Genomic DNA, 20230 nt, shown 5'->3' with positions numbered 1-20230 from the left:
CAGCTCAAAAACCGGGACTTGCGATGTCAGAACCCCGCCAAACCACGGACCTCGAGACCAACCCGCTGCTGAAGGCCTGGGTGACGCCGTTTGCGACGCCGCCCTTCGACGAGATCAAGCCCGAGCACTTCCTTCCGGCCTTCGAGCAGGCCTTCGCCGATCACTCCGCCGAGATCGCCGCGATCACCAACGATCCGGCGGCCGCCGACTTCGCCAACACCATCACGGCGCTGGAGCGCTCCGGCAAGCTCCTCAGCAAGGTCGCGGCCGTCTTCTACGACCTCGTCTCGGCGCATTCCAACCCGGCCATCCTGGAGATCGACAAGGAGGTCTCCTTGCGGATGGCGCGGCACTGGAATCCGATCATGATGAACGCCGTGCTGTTTGGTCGCATCGCCCATCTGCACGAGAACCGCACCAGGCTTGGCCTGACGCCTGAGCAGCTCCGCCTGCTGGAGCGCACCTACACCCGCTTCCACCGCTCCGGCGCCGGCCTCTCCGAGGAGGCCAAGACGCGGATGGCGGAGATCAACGAGAAGCTCGCGCAGCTCGGCACCAGCTTCAGCCATCATCTGCTCGGCGATGAGCAGGAGTGGTTCATGGAGCTAGGGGAGGCCGACCGCCAGGGCCTGCCGGAGAGCTTCATCGCCGCCGCCAAGGCTGCGGCAGAAGAGCGCGGCATGCAAGGCAAGGCGATCGTGACGCTGTCGCGCTCCTCGACCGAGCCGTTCCTGAAGAGCTCGGCGAGGCGCGACCTGCGCGAGAAGGTCTACAAGGCCTTCACGGCGCGCGGCGACAACGGCAATGCCAACGACAACAATGGAACGATCGTCGAGATCCTGAAGCTGCGCGAGGAGAGCGCCAAGCTTTTGGGCTATCCGACCTTCGCCGCCTACCGGCTCGAGGATTCCATGGCCAAGACGCCCGACGCGGTGCGGGGCCTGCTCGAACGGGTCTGGAAGCCGGCGCGGGTGCGGGCGCTCGCCGACCGTGACGAGATGCAGGGCCTGATCACGGAAGAGGGCGGCAATTTCAAGCTCGCGCCCTGGGACTGGCGCTTCTATGCCGAGAAGCTCCGCCTCCAGCGCGCCAATTTCGACGATTCCGCGATCAAGCCGTATCTCACGCTCGATCACATGATCGCCGCCGCCTTCGACTGTGCCACGCGCCTGTTCGGCATCACCTTCGAGGAGCGCAAGGATGTGCCGGCCTGGCACCCCGACGTCCGGGTCTGGGAGGTGAAGGGGCCGGACGGCAAGCACAAGGCGCTGTTCTACGGCGACTACTACGCACGGCCATCGAAGCGCTCCGGCGCCTGGATGACCTCGCTGCGCGACCAGCAGAAGCTCGACGGCGATATCGCGCCGCTCGTTATCAATGTCTGCAACTTCGCCAGGGGAGCCGGCGGCGAGCCCTCGCTGCTGTCGCCCGACGATGCCCGCACCCTGTTCCACGAGTTCGGCCACGGCCTGCACGGCATGCTCTCCAACGTGACCTATCCGTCGCTGTCGGGCACCTCCGTGTTCACCGACTTCGTCGAGCTGCCCTCCCAGCTCTACGAGCACTGGCAGGAGCGGCCCGAGGTGCTGCAGCAGTTCGCCCGCCACTACCAGACCGGCGAGCCGCTGCCGGACGACCTGCTCCAGCGCTTCCTGGCCGCGCGAAAATTCAACCAGGGCTTTGCCACGGTCGAGTTCGTCTCCTCCGCGCTGGTCGATTTGGAATTCCATACCCAGCCGGCCGAGGCCGCCAGCGACGTGCGCGCCTTCGAGAAGAAGGAGCTTGAGAAGATCGGCATGCCCGAGGAGATCTCGCTGCGCCACCGGCCCACCCAGTTCGGCCACATCTTCTCCGGCGATCATTACGCCGCCGGCTATTATAGCTACATGTGGTCCGAGGTGATGGACGCCGACGCCTTCGGCGCGTTCGAGGAGGCCGGCAACATCTTCGATCCGGCCGTCGCCAAGCGCCTGCACGACGACATCTATTCGAGCGGTGGATCGGTCGATCCGGAGGCCGCCTACGAGGCGTTCCGCGGCCGTCCGCCGGAGCCGGATGCGCTGCTGCGCCGGCGCGGCCTGCTCGACGACGCCAAGGCGGCCTGATGGGCATGCGCGCCCTGTTCGGCTTGCTGCTCGCCGCCGGCCTGTCGCTCGCGGCGGGGGCGGCACGCGCGCATCCGCATGTCTGGATCACCGCGACCAGCGAATTGCTGTACGCCGCCGACGGCACTGTCACCGGCGTCCGCCATGCCTGGACCTTTGACGACATGTTCTCGGCCTATGCGGTGCAGGGGCTCGAGAGCAAGACCAAGGGCGCCTATACCCGCGAGGAGCTGGGCCCGCTGGCGCAGACCAATGTCGAGTCGCTGAAGGAATACGCCTACTTCACCTTCGCGCGAGCGGACGGCAAGAAGGAGCGATTCCTGGAGCCTACCGACTACTTCCTCGACTACAAGGATACGGTGCTGACCCTGCACTTCACCTTGCCGCTGAAGAACCCGGTCAAGCCCAAGCAACTGGTGCTCGAAGTGTTCGACCGCTCCTTCTTCATCGACTTCCAGATGGCCAAGGACAACCCGGTCAAGCTGGTCGGCGCGCCCGCCGGCTGCCAGATGAAGCTCGATCGTCCCAGCGACGGCTCCGCCACGGCGCAGAAGCTGAACGAGCAGACCTTCCTGAACGGCGAGAACTCGAATTTCGGCATGATGTTCGCCAACAAGATCACGGTGGATTGCCCTTGAAGCCAAAGCTCTCCCCGCTCGTCCGCGGGCTTCTTGCCTGCGGCGCCGTTCTCCTCGTCGTCGGTGTGGCCGATGCCGCGCTTCACGGTGTCCTCGCGCAAAATCCGTTCGGCGCGCCGAAGCCGGCGCAAGCAGCCGAACCTGAGGCCAGCGGGATCATCGGCTGGCTGCTGGCAAAACAGTCGGAATTCTATCGCCAAATGTCGTCGACCATCCGTGCCGCGAAGTCCGACGGCTCGGCGGTGTGGACGCTGCTCTTCATCTCCTTTGCCTACGGCATCTTCCACGCCGCCGGCCCGGGCCATGGCAAGGCGGTGATCGCTTCCTATCTCGTCGCCAACCGCGAGACCGCCCGGCGCGGCATCGCGCTGTCGTTTGCCTCGGCGCTGATGCAGGCGCTGGTCGCGATCATGATCGTCGGCATCTCGGCCTGGGTGCTGAATGCCACTGCGAAAACCATGTGCAAGGCGGAAGGCGCGATCGAGATCGCGAGCTACGGCCTGATCGCGCTGTTCGGCCTGCGCCTGGTCTGGACCAAGGGCCGCACTTTCATCCGCGCGCTGCAGGCGGCGCAGCCGGTGCCGGCGATCGCCGGCGTGCCGCATGACCATGATCACGGTCACGGTCATCATCACCATCATCGGGATGCGCATGATCATCACGACCATGATCACGGGCACCATCACCATGATCACGCTCATGCCCATCACCACCACGGGCACGACCACGTCCATGACGAGCATTGCGGCCATTCCCACGGCCCCACCCCGAGCGAGCTCGCCGGTCCCGGCGGCTGGCGGCGCGGGTTCGCCGCGATCCTGACCGTCGGCATCCGGCCCTGCTCGGGTGCGATCCTGGTGCTGGTGTTCGCGCTGGCCCAGGGCCTGTTCTGGGCCGGCATCGCCGCCACCTTGCTGATGGGGCTCGGCACCGCGATCACGGTCGCGGCCATCGCCGTCGTCGCCGTCTCCGCCAAGGACATCGCGGCCCGCCTCAGCGCCGGGCGCGACGGTGGCGGCGCCCTCTTCATGCGCGGCATCGAGTTCGGCGCCGCCGCCCTCGTGCTGCTGTTCGGCGCGGGCCTATTGCTCGGCTACATCGCCGCCGAACGGACGACGTGTTTTTGAGTGGGAGCTATGTAGCCCGGATTACGCTTCGCTCCATCCGGGCTACGGTCTCATAGGCTCACACCGGCAGAAACCGCTTCAGCGCCGGCATGAAGAAGATCCCGAGATTGATCGCAAAACCGATGCTCCAGAGGATCGAGCGCAGCGTCGGGCGGTTGCCGAGATAGGTCAGCACATAGGCGATCCGCACGATCAGGAACAGCACGGCGAGCTCGTCGATCAGCCGCTGCGGCGAATCCCGGAATTCGGCGAGCAGCACCGCGAAGGCGAAGAACGGAAAGGTCTCGATGCCGTTCTGGTGGGCGCCGAGCGCGCGCTGCGCCAGGGCGTCCTCGTAGAAGGCGGGGTCGCGCGGCCGGGAATTGTCGAACGCGCGAAACCGTGTCCATTTGATCGAGACGATCGTCGCCAGATAAAGCAGCAGCGCTCCAAATACGCAGAATTCCGCGAGTGTCATCAGCCCCTCCCCGCTTGGGGGCGACCCTAGCGAAATCCGCCTCATCTTGACAAGTTCGGAGCAACGCGCGACGCAACGGTGCCATGACGATGTCAGCCCCCATCGAGACAACGAAGCCGACCGTTCAGTCCAGCCCGAAGCGGGTCGGCGTGCTCCTGGTCAATCTCGGCACGCCCGATACGGCCGATGCGCCCGGTGTGCGGGTCTATCTCAAGGAGTTCCTCTCGGACGCCCGCGTCATCGAGGACCAGGGGCTGGTCTGGCAGCTCGTGCTCAACGGCATCATCCTGCGCAGCCGTCCGCGCACCAAGGCGCTCGACTACCGGAAGATCTGGAACAACGAGCGGAACGAGTCGCCGCTGAAGACCATCACGCGCTCGCAAGCCGACAAGCTTGCGGACGCACTGTCTGACCGCGACCATGTCGTGGTGGACTGGGCGATGCGCTACGGCAATCCTTCGATCAAGTCGGGCATCGACGCGCTGATCGCGAAAGGCTGCGACCGCATCCTCGCGGTGCCGCTCTATCCGCAATATTCCGCCCCGACCTCGGCGACCGTCTGCGACGAAGTGTTCCGCGTGCTTGCCCGTTTGCGCAACCAGCCGACGCTGCGGGTGACGCCGCCTTATTATCAGGACGAGGCCTATATCGAGGCGCTCGCGATCTCGATCGAGACCCATCTGGCGACGCTGCCGTTCAAGCCGGAGTTGATCGTCGCCTCCTTCCACGGCATGCCGAAATCCTATGTCGACAAGGGCGATCCCTATCAGGAGCAGTGCGTCGCCACGACCGAGGCGCTGCGCCGCCGGCTCGGCATGGATGAGACAAAGCTGCTGCTGACCTTCCAGTCCCGCTTCGGCAATGACGAGTGGCTGCAGCCCTACACCGACAAGACCATGGAGCGGCTGGCGAAAGAAGGCGTGCGCCGGATCGCGGTGGTGACGCCCGGCTTTTCCGCCGATTGTCTCGAGACGCTCGAGGAGATCGCGCAGGAGAACGCCGAGATCTTCAAGCACAATGGCGGCGAGCAGTTTTCCGCGATCCCCTGTCTCAACGACAGCGATCCCGGCATGGACGTGATCCGCATGCTGGTGCTGCGCGAGCTTCAGGGCTGGATCTGATGGTGTCTCCCATGAACCGCCGCGAATGCCTGGCGCTTCTTGGGACGATCGCCGCGCTGCCGGCCCCGGTGCAGGCGCAGCAGCCGAACGCGACGCGGCGGCTCGGCGTGCTCTCGGTCACCGCTGCGGATGACGCGATCGGGCAGGCCCGCAGCACGATCCTGGTCGAGGCGCTCGCCGTCCACGGCTGGAAGGAGCACGACAACCTCAGGATCGATTGGCGCAGCGGCGCCGGCGACCGGGCACGCATCGCGCGGCTCGCCGACGAGCTCGTGGCGCTCAAGCCGGACATCCTGCTCGCGGTCGGAACGCCTTCGGTCGAGGAGCTGCGCCGGCGCACCACGACGATCCCGATCGTGTTCGCCGTCGTCACCGATCCCGTCAGTCAGGGCTTTGTCAAAAACCTCGCCCATCCCGGCGGCAACATCACCGGCTTCACCGATTATGACGGCCCGCTCGCCGGCAAATGGCTGGAGATGCTGACGCAGGTCACGCCAAAAGTGTCTCGCGTCTTCGTCGTCTACAATCCCGCCACCGCGCCATTCGCGCCCCTGATGCTGCGCACGATCGAGGACGCCGCACGGTCGCTACATGTGATGGTCGAAGCCGCGCCGGTTCATGACGCCGCCTCGATCGCCGCGCTGGCGTCGCGGAACGATTGCGGCCTCCTGATCCTGCCGGACTTCTTCACAATGGCCAATCGTGCGCATCTCCTGGCCGCGATCGGTGAAGCCCGCGTGCCCGCGGTGTTCTGGAGCCGCACCTTCGTCGACGAGGGCGGGCTGATGTCCTACAGTACGGACAGCGCCGAGCAGGTCCGCCGCGCTGCCTCCTACATCGATCGCATCCTGAAGGGAGCGCAGGCGGCCGACCTTCCGGTCCAGAATCCCACCAAGTTCGAGCTGGCGATCAACCTGAAGACGGCGAGGGCGATCGGCGCCACGCTTTCCTCGAGCCTGCTCGCGATCGCGAACGAAGTCATCGAGTAGGCCTCCCGCTAGGTCTCCGTTTGATGGCTTTCAAGAGCGTCCTGCAAATACTTAATCGTGACCGTTCCCTCTCCGTGCGTCTTGTGCACAATCGTGCCCATGCCGACGTTGAGTCGTGGCCGCTGAACCCTTGAGGTCATGACCTCGACCAATGACAGCGCGGGAAAGGGCTTTTTCCCGCCTTGGAGGAGATATGAGCGGTTTCGACATTTTCGCGATTGTTCTGGTCTTGCTCGTCATCGTGACGCTGGTTGCCGGCGTGAAGACGGTGCCGCAGGGCTATGACTGGACCATCGAGCGGTTCGGCAAATACACCCAGACCCTGAGCCCCGGGCTCAATCTGATCGTGCCCTATTTCGATCGCGTCGGGCGCAAGATCAACATGATGGAGCAGGTGATCGACATCCCCGAGCAGGAGGTCATCACCAAGGACAACGCCACCGTGACGGTAGACGGCGTCGCCTTCTTCCAGGTGTTCGACGCGGCGAAAGCGAGCTACGAGGTCGCCAACCTCACCCAGGCGATCACGGTGCTGACCATGACCAACATCCGCTCGGTGATGGGATCGATGGATCTCGACCAGGTGCTGTCGCATCGCGACGAGATCAACGAGCGCCTCTTGCGCGTCGTCGACGCCGCGGTCTCGCCCTGGGGCGTCAAGGTCAACCGCATCGAGATCAAGGATATCGTGCCGCCGGCCGACCTCGTCGAAGCCATGGGCCGGCAGATGAAGGCCGAGCGCGTCAAGCGCGCCGACATTCTGGCCGCCGAAGGCCAGCGCCAGTCGGAGATCCTGCGCGCCGAGGGTGCCAAGCAGGGGCAGATCCTCCAGGCGGAAGGCCGCCGCGAGGCCGCCTTCCGCGACGCCGAGGCGCGCGAGCGTCTCGCCGAAGCCGAGGCCAAGGCGACGCTGGCGGTGTCGGAAGCCATCGGCAAGGGCGACGTCGCCGCGTTGAACTATTTCATCGCCGACAAATATATCAAGGCGTTCGGCCAGTTCGCCGAAGCGCCGAACCAGAAGATCATCATGCTGCCGATGGAAGCCACCAGCATGCTCGGCTCGCTCGCCGGCATTGGCGAGATCGCGAAAGCAACGTTCGGCGAAAGCGCGGCCTCCGCGGCCGCCGCCGCGCGCCGCCCCGGTTCAGTGCCACCGACTGGCAGCACGCCGCCGGCGGTGCCGCCGCGGCAGGGATAGGATCCGCGCATGCCCTTCCGAAAGGGCATGCGCCAAATTTTGAGGTCGTGTCATGACCGACATGTTCGTATCGCTCGGCACCTGGAACTGGCTGATCTTCGGCTTCATCCTGATGGCGCTGGAGGTGCTGGCGCCGGGCATCTTCCTGTTCTGGCTCGGGCTCGCAGCACTGCTCGTCGGCCTGATCTCGTTCACCGTCGCCATCTCCTGGCAGATCCAGCTCGTGATGTTCGCGGTGTTCGCCGCCGCCGCCGTACCGGTGTGGCGCCGCCTCGCCCGGCCGAAGCTCGACGCCAGCGCCAGCCCCTTCCTCAACAAGCGCACCGAGGCCTTGCTCGGCCGCGAGTTCACGCTGGAGAAGCCGATCATCGACGGCAGCGGCACCGTGCGCATCGGCGATACGGTCTGGCGCGTGGCCGGGCCCGATACGCCGGCGGGGACGAAGGTGAAAGTGGTGCAGGTGGACGGTGCCAATCTGACGGTCGCGGCGGCGTGACTATTCTTTCCCTCTCCCCTTGCGGGAGAGGGTGGCTCGCCGCGAAGCGGCGAGACGGGTGAGGGGTATGTCTCCGCAAATGCTGATCTGAGTTTGAGGAGGCATACCCCTCATCCGGCGCTTCGCGCCACCTTCTCCCACAAGGGGAGAAGGAAGATCCGAGCGCTTGGCGATCTTCAACTCTTCTTCCACCTCTCCGCAAACCGGTGCAGCGGCATGAACGTCTCGCACAATTCCCGTCCGAGCGCTGTCAGCCCGTAACCGCCGCCGTCACCCAGCTCCACGAACCCGGCCTCGCGCAACTCCGTCAGCCGGGCCTGGAGCACCGTCGGCGAAGCCTCGTCGCAGGCGGCGCGCAGCGCGCGGGAGGTGAGAGGAGCCTCGCGCAACTCCCACAAGATCCGCAGGCTCCAGCGCCGGCCGAGCAAATCGAGCAGCGCCATGATCGGCCGCCCGGTACGCGATCCCCGGACGTTCGCTGACGCTACTGCCTGCTTCGCCATAATCACCCTCTTGCGTCTTGCTACAGATAATGTAGCGTCGTGCTACGATAAATGTAGCAATGGAGGCGCCCCGTGTCCCAGGCCATGCCGCGCATCGTCCCGCTCGCGCCGCCTTATCCCCCGGAGATCCAGCAACAATTCGACCGCATCATGCGCGGCGCGCCGCCGCTGGTGCTGTTCCGGGTGATGGCGGGCCACGCCCGCGCCTGGGACAAGTTTCGCGCCGGCGGGCTGCTTGATCCGGGTCCACTCTCCCTGCGCCAGCGCGAGATCGTCATCGACCGCACCTGCGCGCTGACCCGATGCGAATATGAATGGGGCGTGCATGTCGCGGTCTTTGCCGGGCCTGCGAAACTCACCGATGAGGAGGTGCACGCGACCGTGCGGGGCGATGCGACGTCACCATGCTGGTCGCCGGCGGAGCAGGCGTTGATCGCAGCGGTAGACGCGCTGCACACCCGCGCGACGCTCGATGATGCCGAGTTCGCCGCGCTGTCGGCGCATTACGACGAGGCCCAGATCCTGGAGATCATGCTGCTGTGCGGCTTCTATCGCACGGTGTCGTATCTGGCGAACGGGCTGAAGCTGCCCTTGGAGGAGAAGGCGGCAAGATTTCCGGCGTAGCTCTCAATTCCTCATCCTGAGGAGCGCGTCTTCGCGCGTCTCGAAGGATGAAGGCCCGGCCGGTGGCCTCGCCCTTCGAGACGCGCGCGAAGAGCGCGCTCCTCAGGGTGAGGGTCTTCTGGATTGCTTCGCTGCGCTCGCAATGACGGTGGAGAGACAGCGTGCCTACGCCACACCCGCCCGCAGCAAATCGTGCAGATGCACGATGCCGACCACCTTGTCCGCCTCGGTCACCACCAGCGTCGTGATCTTGCTCGTGTTCAACACCTCGATCATCTCGGTGGCGAGCATCGAGGGCGGCACGGTCTTCGGCTGCTTCGTCATGATGTCGTCGACCAACGCCGTCAGAAGATCCGGCCGCATGTGGCGGCGCAGATCGCCGTCGGTGATGATGCCTGCGACCCCGCCGGCATCATCGACGATGCAGACGCAGCCCAGCCCCTTCGCCGACATCTCCATCACCGCGTCCGACATCTTGGTGCCGAGCGGCTTGACCGGGATCTCCGCGCCGGTGCGCATGTAGTCGCGGACGAATTTCAGCATCGCGCCCAGCTTGCCGCCGGGATGGAAATGCGCGAACTCCAGCGCGGTGAAGCCGCGGCCTTCGAGCAGCGCAATCGCGATGGCATCTCCGATCGCGACCTGCATCATGGTCGAGGTGGTCGGCGCCAGATTGTGCGGGCAGGCCTCGCGCGCCTTCGGCAGCTCGATCACGATGTCGGCGGCCTGACCGAGCGAGGACGAAGCGTTCGACGTCACCGCGATCATCGGGATCGCGAACCGCGCCGAATAGTTCACCAGCGTCTTCATCTCCGGCTGCTCGCCGGACCAGGACAGCGCCATGATGACGTCGTCGGTGGTGATCATGCCGAGGTCGCCATGGGCGGCTTCCGCGGTGTGGACGAAGAAGGCGGGGGTGCCGGTGGAGGCCAGCGTCGCCGCGATCTTGCGCGCCATGTGGCCGGACTTGCCGAGCCCGGTGACGATGACGCGGCCCTTGGCGTTGCGGATCAGGTCGACCGCCCTGGCGAAGGTCTCGCCCAGCGGGCCGCGCAGCGCGGCGGCGAGCGCGTTGATGCCGCCGCTCTCCGTCTCCAGCGTGCGGAGCGCGGATTCGACGCTTGTCGTGATGGGGCCGGATGATGGGGTCATCAGCGGTTTCGAGCTCGGCATGTTCAGGTCCAGGGAGGGGGCATTCGCCCGTTGGCGCCTGCTTAGCATGCCCGGGCGGGTGAGGCGACGAGGCCCCAAAAGCCCTCAACCGGTCATTAACCATAATTGTTTTAACTCCATTAACGATGGTTCCCGCCACCCGGCGGAGGTCGTCGTGAAAGTGTTTGATTTCGTTGAGGTAATTCCATCGTGGGGTCGTCTCCAGGCACGGGCCGGAGCAAGCGCGGGCATTTCCTGCGCGCGGCTTTGCCGTGCCTTGCGCTGACTGCCCTCGGAAGCGCGCCCGCCGCCGCCCAGAGCCTCACGCCCGACCTCTTCAATCCCAACCGCGGCGGCTTCGCCGCGCCGGACACGCTGCCGACGCGCCGCACGGCGGGCGTGCCGCAGGCGCCGTCCGACGCGCTGCCGGCGCTGCCCGATCCCAACGCCGATCCGCGCGGGCGCCAGCCGGCGCCGGCAACCTCGCGCACCGGTCAAACCCCGGCCAATCAGGTCCCGACCTATGGCCTGCCCGCCGCCAACGGCGCGAGCAGCTCCGGCTACGACTCGCTGAACCGCAAGCGGCAGCAACCAAAGCTCTATCCGGGTCAGCCGAAGCCGAAGCGCGCTGCGGGGCCGGGCTCGCCAGTGCCGTCGGCCAAGCCGCCGGTGTCCACGCTCGGCCTGCCCAAGATAGCGCCGCCGCCATCCGAGACCGCGAACAGGGCGCCGGTGCCGGCGGCGATGGCGGGCACCGTGCCGGGCCAGCCGCAGCGCCGCCGCCTCAAGGCCGACGACGATGCGTTCGGCGCGGTCGGCGACTATGCCGGCAGCTTCCTGATCAAGGGCGGGCTCGAGCTATCGACCGGTTACGACACCAATCCCGCGCGTCTCAACAAGCCGGTCGGCTCGCCGGTCTATGTCGTCGCGCCCGATCTTCTCGTGGCGTCCGACTGGGAGCGCCACGCGCTGGTCGCCGATCTGCGCGGCTCGTTCTCCGGCTACACCAACAACATGCCGGCGACGATCGACGGCTTTGCCTCGCCGTCGCCGGTCGAGATCGACCGCCCCGATTTCACCGGCCATGTCGACGGCCGCCTCGACGTCGACCGCGACTTCAAGCTGACCTCGCAGCTCCGTCTGCGGCTCGCCACCGACAATCCCGGCAGCCCGAACGTGCAGGCCGGCCTGCAGAAATATCCAATCTACGCCGCCTACGGCACCACGCTCGGCTTCGACCAGACCTTCAACCGTTTCCAGGTCGCGGCCGGCGTGACGGTAGATCGAACCGCCTACACGAACTCCAAGCTCACTGACGGTACGATTTCGAGCAACGACGATCGCGACTTCAACCAGTACGGCGGTGTGGGACGTTTCTCCTACGACCTCAAGCCGGGGCTGAAGCCGTTCGTCGAGATCGAAGGCGACAGCCGCGTGCACGACCAGCCCGCGGACCGCAACGGCTATTTCCGCGATTCATCGGGTGGCTACGCCAAGGTCGGCTCGACGTTCGAGTTCACGCGCATCCTCGTTGGCGAGATCTCGGTCGGCTATACTGCACGCAACTACGTCGACCCGCGCCTCAGCCAGCTCGCGGGCTTCCTGACCGCGGGCTCGCTGATCTGGAATGCGAGTGGCCTGACCACCGTGAAATTCTTCACCGACACGCAGATCGCCGAGTCCACGGTCCCCGGCTCCTCCGGCGTGCTGGTGCACACCTACGCCGCCGAAGTCGATCACGACTTCCGCCGCTGGCTCACCGCGGTCGGCAGGTTCACCTACGGCACCTACGACTACCAAAACCAGAATCGCAACGACAAGACCTACTCGCTCGAAGGCAATCTGATCTACAAGCTCAACCGCAACATCTGGGTCAAGGGCACGTTGCGCCACGACATCCTGAATTCGAACGTCGCGGGCTCGAGCTCGCAGGGGACTGTGGTGTTGGTTGGGGTGAGGCTGCAGAATTGAGGGGGCGGATCGCGTTCTAGCGAATGCGGTTTAGCGGCGCCCTTGCCACTCACTCCGCTGGCATGCCCCGGCTTGATGTTTAGTCCGGAGACATAGCTGACACCTGTTCGGACACATCACTGACAGGTTGGGCGTTGGTCAAGTCGATGGATGCGACCTGCCAGCTGGCGAAGAAGATTCCGTAGTGGCCGTCATGATCCAGCGGTCGGATGGCAAGGCGTTCGCGGGCGAAAGCTTGGGGAACTTTCCAGAAGCGTCCCTTGAAGGAGATGTAGGGTCTGGTCGAGGAGACCCTGCGCACGATCTCGCTGCTGTCGTACGCGACGTTCGGAACGCGGGCCGGCATGGCACGAGCGCTCGGCCGGAAGCGATCGGCAGGGACGTGCATATCCAGGCCCTCGTGGGGCCGCTCCAGATTGTAGACCGGCCGCCAGGCATCGAAGGCACGCTGGACTTCCGGGAGGGTGCGGAAGCGGCGCATGGCAAAGACCTCGGCCTTCAGGGTGCGATGGAAGCGTTCGTTCTTGCCGCGGGCCTGTGGATGGCACGGCCTGGCATGGACCACCCTGACGCCAAGCTTGAGCAGCCACACCTTCAGTCCGGTCCAACGAATGCCGGACGTGTCGCCCCAGGGTGAGCCGTTGTCGGTGTAGAAGGCCTCCGGCAGGCCATAGCAGCGGAACGTCGCCGTCAGGTGATCCTGCACGGTCAGACGCTGCTCGTCGGCACAGGCCTTCAGGCACAGAACATAGCGCGAGTGATCGTCGACGATTGTGAGCGGATGGCACCGTGTCCCGTTGGCGAGCGGCAGGTGACCCTTGAAGTCCATCTGCCACAGCAGGTTGGGAGCTTCCTTCTCGAAGCGGTGCCCCGGATTTGGCGGTGCATTCTCGCTGGGGCTGACCCGGCCGTTCCGGCACAGGATCTGGTGCACCGTTCACGGCACAGGCACCGTCTGCCCGCCCCGCTTCAGGCAATGGGCAATCTTCCGCGCTCCCCAGGCCGGATGCTTGTCGCGCACAGCCAGGACCTCCGTCTCGACCGCGGGCTCACTCCGCCTGGGCATCGCGTGCGGGCGCCGGGAACGGTCGGCCAGCTCCCGATCACCGGCCTGCCAGCGCGCCAGCCACTTGTAGCCAACATCAGGACTGATGTTGAACCGGCGGCAGAGCTCGCGCCGATTGGCTCCCTCTTGCAAAGCAAGCCGCACAAACTCGTGGCGCTGATCCATTACTGACACCTCATTCCAAGGCATGGACGGCCTCCCGAATCGGACCAATCCAGCCAATGTTGATGTGTCAGCTATGTCTCCGAACACCCGTCAGTGATCTGTCCGGGCTAAACACTTGACCGGGGCATCCAGTACGCCGCGGCCTATCCGCATACGTTTGACGTCTCTGGAATACTGGATCGCCCGCTTTCGCGGGCGATGACACCTTTCGTAAATCGGGCAGTGGAGCTAGCCGCGACTACCGCGGCAGATCCGTCTTCCCCATCAGGAACGTATCGATTGACCGGGCACACAGCCGGCCCTCGCGGATGGCCCAGACCACCAGCGACTGGCCACGGCGCATGTCGCCGGCGGTGAACACGTTCGGGCGCGAGGTCTGGTAGTCCAAGGTGTTGGCCTTGACGTTGCCGCGCGGGTCGAGGTCGACCGAGAGCAGCTTGAGCAGGCCCTCGTGCACGGGATGGACGAAGCCCATCGCGAGCAGGACAAGTTCGGCATCGAGCTCGAACTCGGTGCCGGCAATCGGCTTGAACTTGTCGTCGACGCGGACGCAGTGCAGCTTCTTGACCTTGCCGTTCTCGCCGGTGAACTTTTGCGTCAGCACGGCGAATTCGCGGATCGCGCCTTCGGCCTGGCTCGACGACGTCCGCATCTTGAGCGGCCAGTTCGGCCAAGTCAGGCCCTTGTTCTCGCGCTCGGGCGGGGCGGGCATGATCTCGAGCTGGGTCACCGAGAGCGCGCCCTGGCGCAGCGAGGTGCCGATGCAGTCGGAGCCGGTGTCGCCGCCGCCGATGACGACGACATGCTTGCCGCCGGCCAGGATCTCCTCGACGCCGTTCAGGGGCTCGCTGGAGACGCGGCGGTTCTGCTGCGGCAGGAAATCCATGGCGTAGTGGATGCCCTGGAGGTCGCGGCCGGGGATCGGCAGGTCGCGCGGGGCTTCCGCGCCGCCGGTCAGCGCCACGGCGTCGTAGTCGTTGAGCATCTCGCGCGGATCGACATTGCCTTCAGCGCCGACATGGCTGTTGTAGTGGAAGGTGACGCCTTCGCCTTCCATCTGCTTGACGCGGCGGTCGATGACGCCCTTCTCCATCTTGAAGTCCGGAATGCCGTAGCGCAGCAGGCCGCCGGCCTTGGCGAACTTCTCGAACAGGTGCACGTCGTGGCCGGCGCGCGCGAGCTGCTGCGCGCAAGCCATGCCGGCCGGACCCGAGCCGATCACCGCGACCTTCTTGCCGGTCTTGACGGCGGCGACCTCAGGCTTCAGCCAGCCATTGTCCCAGGCGCGGTCGACGATCGCGCATTCGATGGTCTTGATGGTGACGGGGTTGTCGTCGATGTTGAGCGTGCAGGAGGCTTCACACGGCGCCGGGCAGATGCGGCCGGTGAACTCCGGGAAATTGTTGGTCGAGTGCAGGTTGCGCGAGGCTTCTTCCCAGTTGCCCTGATAGACGAGGTCGTTGAAGTCGGGGATCTGGTTGTTGACCGGGCAGCCGGGCGTGCCGGGCGCGACCGAGCCGGTGCCGTGGCAATAGGGGATGCCGCAGTTCATGCAGCGCGCGGCCTGGTCGCGCGTTTCCTTCTCGGTCAAGGGAACGACGAACTCGCCAAAATGCTTCACGCGCTCGGCGACCGGGGTGTACTTGCGGTCATGCCGTTCGATTTCGAGAAAACCCGTGATCTTGCCCATTAAACCCGAAGTCCCTGCCGCTTAGTTCGTCTGCTCTCTAGCTGGACCCTCATCCTGAGGAGCGCGGAACGCGCGTCTCGAAGGATGAAGGCCCGGCTGGTGGTCTCATGGTTCGAGACGGCGCTTCCGCGCCTCCTCACCATGAGGCTCTTTTATTTACGCCCCGATCGCGATTTTCGGCTCGGCGTCCGCGTTGGCGGCCATCTCGCGCAGCGCGCGCCGGTACTCGACCGGCATCACCTTGCGGAATTTGGGCAGCCAGTCCTTCCAGTTGGCGAGGATCTCGGCTGCGCGCCTGGAGCCGGTCGCCTTGGCGTGGCGCGTGATCAGGACGTGCAGGCGCTCGACATCGGAGTCGAGCAGGTCCTTGAACACGTCGACCCGGCCGTGCGCCTCGAGGTCACCGGTGTGGTGATAGGTGCCGGCATTGATCAGCTCTTCCGACAGCACCGGCTCGAGCTCGACCATCGCCATGTTGCACAGCCTGTCGAAGCCACCGGTCTCGTCGAGCACATAGGCGATGCCGCCGGACATGCCGGCCGCGAAGTTACGCCCGGTCTTGCCGAGCACGACCACGATGCCGCCGGTCATGTATTCGCAGCAATGATCGCCGGCGCCTTCGACGACCGCGACCGCACCCGAGTTGCGCACGGCGAAACGCTCGCCGGCGACGCCGCGGAAGTAGCACTCGCCCTGGATGGCGCCGTACATCACGGTGTTGCCGACGATGATGCTCTCTTCCGGCACGATGCCGCTGTTGGCGGGGGGCTTGACGATGATCTTGCCGCCCGAGAGGCCCTTGCCGACATAGTCGTTGGCCTCACCTTCGAGCTCGAAGGTGACGCCTTGCGCCAGCCACGCGCCGAACGCCTGGCCCGCGGTGCCCTTGAGCCCGACATGGATGGTGTCGTGCGGCAGGCCGGCATGGCCGTAGATCTTGGCGACCGCACCCGACAGCATCGCACCCGCGGAGCGGTTGGTGCTGTTGATCCTGGCCTCGATCTTCACCGGCGCGCCGCGGTCGAGCGCGGGCGTTGCCTTCTCGATCAGCGTGCGGTCGAGCACGGCTTCCAGATGATGGTTCTGGCGCTCGGAGTGATAGATCTTCTGGCCCTTCTCTTCCTTCTGCTTGACGAACAGCTTCGAGAAATCGAGGCCCTTGGCCTTCCAGTGCGCGACCAGCCTGGTCTGGTCGAGCAGCTGAACCTGGCCGACCATCTCGTTGAAGGTGCGGAAGCCGAGGCTCGCCATGATCTCGCGGACTTCCTCGGCGACGAAGAAGAAGTAGTTGATCACGTGTTCGGGCTGGCCGGTGAAGCGCTTGCGCAGCACCGGGTCCTGCGTCGCGACGCCGACCGGGCAGGTGTTGAGGTGGCACTTGCGCATCATGATGCAGCCGGCCGCGATCAGCGGTGCGGTGGCGAAGCCGAACTCGTCGGCGCCGAGAAGTGCGCCGATCACGACGTCACGGCCGGTGCGGAAGCCGCCGTCGACCTGGACCACGATGCGGCTGCGCAGCCGCTCGCGCACCAGCGTCTGGTGGGTTTCGGCGAGGCCGATCTCCCACGGCGAGCCGGCGTGCTTGATCGAGGTCAGCGGCGAAGCGCCGGTGCCGCCCTCGAAGCCCGCGATGGTGACATGGTCGGCGCGCGCCTTGGCGACGCCGGCGGCCACGGTACCGACGCCGATCTCGGAGACGAGCTTGACCGAGACGTCGCCCGTCGGGTTGACGTTCTTGAGGTCGTAGATGAGCTGCGCCAGATCCTCGATCGAGTAGATGTCGTGATGCGGCGGCGGCGAGATCAGGCCGACGCCCGGCGTCGAGTGCCGGACTTTTGCGATGGTCGCGTCGACCTTGTGGCCGGGCAGCTGGCCGCCTTCGCCGGGCTTGGCACCCTGCGCCATCTTGATCTGCATCATGTCGGAGTTGACGAGATACTCCGTGGTGACGCCGAAGCGGCCCGAGGCGACCTGCTTGATCGCCGAGCGCATGGAATCGCCGTTCGGCATCGGCTTGAAGCGATCGGCCTCCTCGCCGCCTTCGCCGGTGTTCGACTTGCCGCCGATCCGGTTCATGGCGATCGCGAGCGTGGTGTGCGCCTCGCGCGAGATCGAGCCGAAGCTCATCGCACCGGTGGCGAAACGCTTGACGATGTCCTTGGCCGGCTCGACCTGGTCGAGCGGCACCGGCTTGCGCTTCTCTTCGTCCGCGTTCTTGATCCGGAACAGGCCGCGCAGCGTCAGCAGGCGCTCCGACTGCTCGTTGAGGATCTTTGCGAAGGCGCGATAGCGCTCCTGCGAGTTGCCGCGGGCGGCGTGCTGGAGCAGCCCCACGGACTCGGCGGTCCAGGCATGGTCCTCACCGCGGCTGCGATAGGCATATTCGCCGCCGACGTCGAGCGCGGTCTTGTAGACCTGAGCCTCGCCGAACGCGTCGGAATGACGGCGCACGGCTTCTTCCGCGATCTCGGCGAGACCCACGCCCTCGACGCGGGTGTGCGTGCCGGCGAAGAACTTTCCGACGAAATCGGCCTTGAGGCCGACCGCGTCGAAGATCTGCGCGCCGCAATAGGACTGGTAGGTCGAGATGCCCATCTTGGACATCACCTTCAGAAGGCCTTTGCCGATCGACTTGATGTAGCGCTTGACGATCTCGTAGTCGTCGAGCGAGCCGGGCAGGCGGTCCTTCATCGCGATGATGGTCTCGAACGCGAGGTAAGGATTGATCGCCTCCGCGCCGTAGCCGGCGAGGCAGGCGAAGTGATGCACTTCGCGCGGCTCGCCGGATTCGACGACGAGGCCGACCGAGGTGCGCAGGCCGACGCGGATCAGATGATGATGCACGGCGGCGCAGGCGAGCAGTGCCGGGATCGGCACCCGGTCGGTGCCGACCATGCGGTCGGACAGGATGATGATGTTGACGCCCTCGCGCACCGCGCTTTCCGCACGCGCGCAAAGCTCGTCGAGCACCTGGTCCATGCCGGCCGCGCCGAGACCGGCGTGGAAGGTGGTGTCCAGCGTGCGCGACTTGAAGTGGGATTCGGCGACGTCCGAGATCGAGCGGATCTTTTCGAGATCCGCGTCGGTCAGGATCGGCTGGCGCGCTTCGAGGCGCTTGGTGGTGGCGAGGCCCTGCAGGTCGAACAGGTTCGGCCGCGGTCCGATGATGGAGACGAGGCTCATCACCAGCTCCTCGCGGATCGGATCGATCGGCGGGTTGGTGACCTGCGCGAAGTTCTGCTTGAAGTAGGTGAAGAGCGGCTTGGCCTTGTCCGACAGCGCCGAGATCGGCGTGTCGTTGCCCATCGAGCCCGCGGCTTCCTCACCGGTGGAGGCCATCGGCGTCATCAGGATGGAGATGTCTTCCTGGCTGTAGCCGAACGCCTGCTGGCGATCGAGCAGCGACAGGTTGGAGCGCACGCCGGTGGTCGGCACCTTCGGCAGCTCTTCCAGCACGATCTGGGTCCGCTCCAGCCACTCCTTGTAGGGATGGCTGCGGGCGAGCTCGGCCTTGATCTCGTCGTCCGGGATCAGACGGCCCTGCTCGAGGTCGACCAGCAGCATCTTGCCGGGCTGCAAGCGCCACTTGGTGATGATCTGGTCCTCGGGGATCGTCAGCACGCCCATCTCGGACGCCATGACGATGCGGTCGTCCCTGGTCACGAGATAGCGCGCCGGCCGCAATCCGTTGCGGTCGAGAGTGGCGCCGATCTGGCGGCCGTCGGTGAAGGCGATCGCGGCGGGGCCGTCCCACGGCTCCATCAGCGCGGCATGATATTCGTAGAAGGCGCGGCGCTTCTCATCCATCAGGGGATTGCCGGCCCAGGCCTCCGGAATCATCATCATGACGGCGTGCGGCAGCGAGTAGCCGCCCTGCACCAGGAATTCGAGCGCGTTGTCGAAGCAGGCGGTGTCCGACTGTCCCTCGTAGGAGATCGGCCAGAGCCGGTTGATGTCCTTGCCGTAGAGCTCGGAGCTCACCGAAGCCTGGCGCGCGGCCATCCAGTTGGTGTTGCCGCGCAGCGTGTTGATCTCGCCGTTATGCGCGATCATGCGGTAGGGGTGCGCCAGCGACCACGCCGGGAAGGTGTTGGTCGAGAAGCGCTGATGCACCAGCGCCAGCGCGCTCTCGAAGTCCGCCTCATGCAAATCGGGATAGTACTTGCCGAGCTGGTCGGCGAGGAACATGCCCTTATAGATCACGGTGCGGCAGGACATCGAGCAGGGGTAATAGCCCGCAAGGCCGCGGTCGCGGCGCTGGTAGATCGCCTGCGAGATCGACTTGCGCAGGATGTAGAGCCGGCGCTCGAATTCGTCTTCGGTCTTGGCGGTGCCGTTGCGGCCGATGAAGACCTGCATGCAGGCGGGCTCGGTCGGCTTCACGGTGACGCCGAGCGAGGAATTGTCGGTCGGCACGTCGCGCCAGCCGAGCAGGGTCAGGCCCTCTTCCTTGATCTGGTCGGCGATGATGCTCTTGATGACGTTGCGCCAGGCGGTGTCGCGCGGCAGGAACAGCGCGCCGATGGCGTATTCACCGGGATTGGGCAGCGCGAAGCCGAGCTCCTTCGCTTTGCGGCTGAAGAAGGCGTGCGGGATCTGCACCAGGATGCCGGCACCGTCACCGGCGCGCGGGTCGGCGCCGACGGCGCCGCGATGCTCGAGGTTGCAGAGGATGTTGAGCGCGTCCGCGACGATCTCGTGGGACTTCTTGCCCTTAATGTTGGCAATGAAGCCGACGCCGCAGGAATCCTTCTCCAGGCTCGGATCGTAAAGACCAACGGCCGGCGGGCGCGAATTGTGTTCCTGAATCGGATCGGTCGTTTTCGAGGCGACCGTCGCCGACAGCTCTTCTGCCACGATGTTTGCGCGCTCGAATTGCGACCCGTTCATTGTTCCAATCCTCTCCATGCGGCAAGCTGCCTCACCGC

The 20230-nt window shown here is 65.7% G+C and carries 14 protein-coding genes and 1 pseudogene; 9 read left to right on the top strand and 6 right to left on the bottom strand.

Annotated features, from left to right (window positions below; all coding sequences use genetic code 11):
* Positions 1-23 precede the first annotated feature (23 nt).
* The 3 genes from NLM25_RS40475 to NLM25_RS40465 are packed head-to-tail and all read left to right on the top strand — an operon-like array spanning position 24 to position 3870.
* Complete coding sequence (locus NLM25_RS40475; RefSeq protein WP_254140622.1) at positions 24-2105, top strand: M3 family metallopeptidase; 2082 nt, start codon at positions 24-26, stop codon at positions 2103-2105.
* Positions 2105-2743 (top strand): DUF1007 family protein, encoded by a 639-nt coding sequence (locus tag NLM25_RS40470; protein WP_254140621.1) that lies wholly within the window; start codon positions 2105-2107, stop codon positions 2741-2743. Before NLM25_RS40475 ends, NLM25_RS40470 begins: the two co-directional genes overlap by 1 nt.
* Positions 2740-3870 carry a nickel/cobalt transporter gene (locus NLM25_RS40465; RefSeq protein WP_254140620.1) on the top strand — a complete coding sequence of 377 codons (1131 nt, stop codon included), beginning with the start codon at positions 2740-2742 and terminating at the stop codon, positions 3868-3870. The genes NLM25_RS40470 and NLM25_RS40465 overlap by 4 nt, the downstream gene beginning before the upstream one ends.
* Positions 3871-3928: 58 nt before the next feature.
* Here NLM25_RS40465 and NLM25_RS40460 read toward each other — a convergent pair whose 3' ends face one another.
* Positions 3929-4327, bottom strand: coding sequence for an MAPEG family protein (locus tag NLM25_RS40460; protein WP_254140619.1), 399 nt, complete (start codon positions 4325-4327; stop codon positions 3929-3931).
* Positions 4328-4410: 83 nt separating this feature from the next.
* Here NLM25_RS40460 and hemH point away from each other — a divergent pair, with 83 nt between their 5' ends.
* The 4 genes from hemH to NLM25_RS40440 all read left to right on the top strand — a co-directional run bounded on the left by hemH (position 4411) and on the right by NLM25_RS40440 (position 8131).
* A complete protein-coding gene (gene hemH, locus NLM25_RS40455; protein WP_254140618.1) occupies positions 4411-5448 on the top strand; it encodes a ferrochelatase in 1038 nt (345 codons plus the stop codon).
* Positions 5449-5459: 11 nt separating this feature from the next.
* On the top strand, positions 5460-6437 hold the full coding sequence (locus tag NLM25_RS40450; RefSeq protein ID WP_254140617.1) for an ABC transporter substrate-binding protein: 978 nt from the start codon (positions 5460-5462) through the stop codon (positions 6435-6437).
* A gap of 193 nt (positions 6438-6630) precedes the next feature.
* A complete protein-coding gene (locus NLM25_RS40445; protein ID WP_254140616.1) occupies positions 6631-7635 on the top strand; it encodes an SPFH domain-containing protein in 1005 nt (334 codons plus the stop codon).
* A gap of 52 nt (positions 7636-7687) precedes the next feature.
* Complete coding sequence (locus NLM25_RS40440) at positions 7688-8131, top strand: NfeD family protein (protein ID WP_254123457.1); 444 nt, start codon at positions 7688-7690, stop codon at positions 8129-8131.
* A 176-nt stretch (positions 8132-8307) separates the two neighbouring features.
* Here NLM25_RS40440 and NLM25_RS40435 read toward each other — a convergent pair whose 3' ends face one another.
* Positions 8308-8634, bottom strand: a complete 327-nt coding sequence (locus NLM25_RS40435) for a helix-turn-helix domain-containing protein (RefSeq protein WP_254140615.1) — start codon at positions 8632-8634, stop codon at positions 8308-8310.
* Positions 8635-8706: 72 nt separating this feature from the next.
* Here NLM25_RS40435 and NLM25_RS40430 point away from each other — a divergent pair, with 72 nt between their 5' ends.
* The gene (locus NLM25_RS40430; protein ID WP_254140614.1) at positions 8707-9258 is read left to right on the top strand and encodes a carboxymuconolactone decarboxylase family protein; all 552 of its coding nucleotides are present in this window, start codon (positions 8707-8709) and stop codon (positions 9256-9258) included.
* A 165-nt stretch (positions 9259-9423) separates the two neighbouring features.
* On the opposite strand, the gene NLM25_RS40425 is transcribed toward NLM25_RS40430, so the two are convergent.
* Entirely contained in the window at positions 9424-10431 is a 1008-nt protein-coding gene (locus tag NLM25_RS40425; RefSeq protein WP_254140613.1) for an SIS domain-containing protein, read from the bottom strand.
* A gap of 189 nt (positions 10432-10620) precedes the next feature.
* On the opposite strand from NLM25_RS40425, the gene NLM25_RS40420 reads away from it, so the two are divergent.
* On the top strand, positions 10621-12381 hold the full coding sequence (locus NLM25_RS40420) for an outer membrane beta-barrel protein (protein WP_254140612.1): 1761 nt from the start codon (positions 10621-10623) through the stop codon (positions 12379-12381).
* Positions 12382-12460: 79 nt separating this feature from the next.
* Here the strand turns inward: NLM25_RS40420 and NLM25_RS40415 are convergent.
* The 3 genes and pseudogenes from NLM25_RS40415 to gltB all read right to left on the bottom strand — a co-directional run bounded on the left by NLM25_RS40415 (position 12461) and on the right by gltB (position 20192).
* Positions 12461-13636 (bottom strand): annotated as a pseudogene (locus tag NLM25_RS40415) (IS481 family transposase).
* Between the two features lie 214 nt (positions 13637-13850).
* Positions 13851-15302: a glutamate synthase subunit beta gene (locus NLM25_RS40410; protein WP_254140611.1), complete on the bottom strand. Its 1452-nt coding sequence runs from the start codon at positions 15300-15302 to the stop codon at positions 13851-13853.
* 156 nt (positions 15303-15458) lie between these two features.
* The gene (gene gltB / locus NLM25_RS40405; RefSeq protein WP_254140610.1) at positions 15459-20192 is read right to left on the bottom strand and encodes a glutamate synthase large subunit; all 4734 of its coding nucleotides are present in this window, start codon (positions 20190-20192) and stop codon (positions 15459-15461) included.
* Between the last annotated feature and the right edge of the window lie 38 nt (positions 20193-20230).

It is taken from the genome of Bradyrhizobium sp. CCGB01, assembly GCF_024199795.1.
Classification (GTDB): Bacteria; Pseudomonadota; Alphaproteobacteria; order Rhizobiales; family Xanthobacteraceae; genus Bradyrhizobium.
The sequence above is the reverse complement of the archived record's forward strand: the minus strand, read 5'-3'. Positions and strand labels throughout refer to the sequence as shown.

Coding starts and splice junctions, on each gene's coding strand:
- NLM25_RS40475 (WP_254140622.1), top strand. CDS start 24: ATGTCAGAACCCCGCCAAACCACGGACCTCGAGACCAACCCGCTGCTG.
- hemH (WP_254140618.1), top strand. CDS start 4,411: ATGACGATGTCAGCCCCCATCGAGACAACGAAGCCGACCGTTCAGTCC.
- NLM25_RS40435 (WP_254140615.1), bottom strand. CDS start 8,634: ATGGCGAAGCAGGCAGTAGCGTCAGCGAACGTCCGGGGATCGCGTACC.
- NLM25_RS40410 (WP_254140611.1), bottom strand. CDS start 15,302: ATGGGCAAGATCACGGGTTTTCTCGAAATCGAACGGCATGACCGCAAG.
- NLM25_RS40450 (WP_254140617.1), top strand. CDS start 5,460: ATGAACCGCCGCGAATGCCTGGCGCTTCTTGGGACGATCGCCGCGCTG.
- NLM25_RS40470 (WP_254140621.1), top strand. CDS start 2,105: ATGGGCATGCGCGCCCTGTTCGGCTTGCTGCTCGCCGCCGGCCTGTCG.
- NLM25_RS40460 (WP_254140619.1), bottom strand. CDS start 4,327: ATGACACTCGCGGAATTCTGCGTATTTGGAGCGCTGCTGCTTTATCTG.
- NLM25_RS40445 (WP_254140616.1), top strand. CDS start 6,631: ATGAGCGGTTTCGACATTTTCGCGATTGTTCTGGTCTTGCTCGTCATC.
- NLM25_RS40440 (WP_254123457.1), top strand. CDS start 7,688: ATGACCGACATGTTCGTATCGCTCGGCACCTGGAACTGGCTGATCTTC.
- NLM25_RS40425 (WP_254140613.1), bottom strand. CDS start 10,431: ATGCCGAGCTCGAAACCGCTGATGACCCCATCATCCGGCCCCATCACG.
- gltB (WP_254140610.1), bottom strand. CDS start 20,192: ATGAACGGGTCGCAATTCGAGCGCGCAAACATCGTGGCAGAAGAGCTG.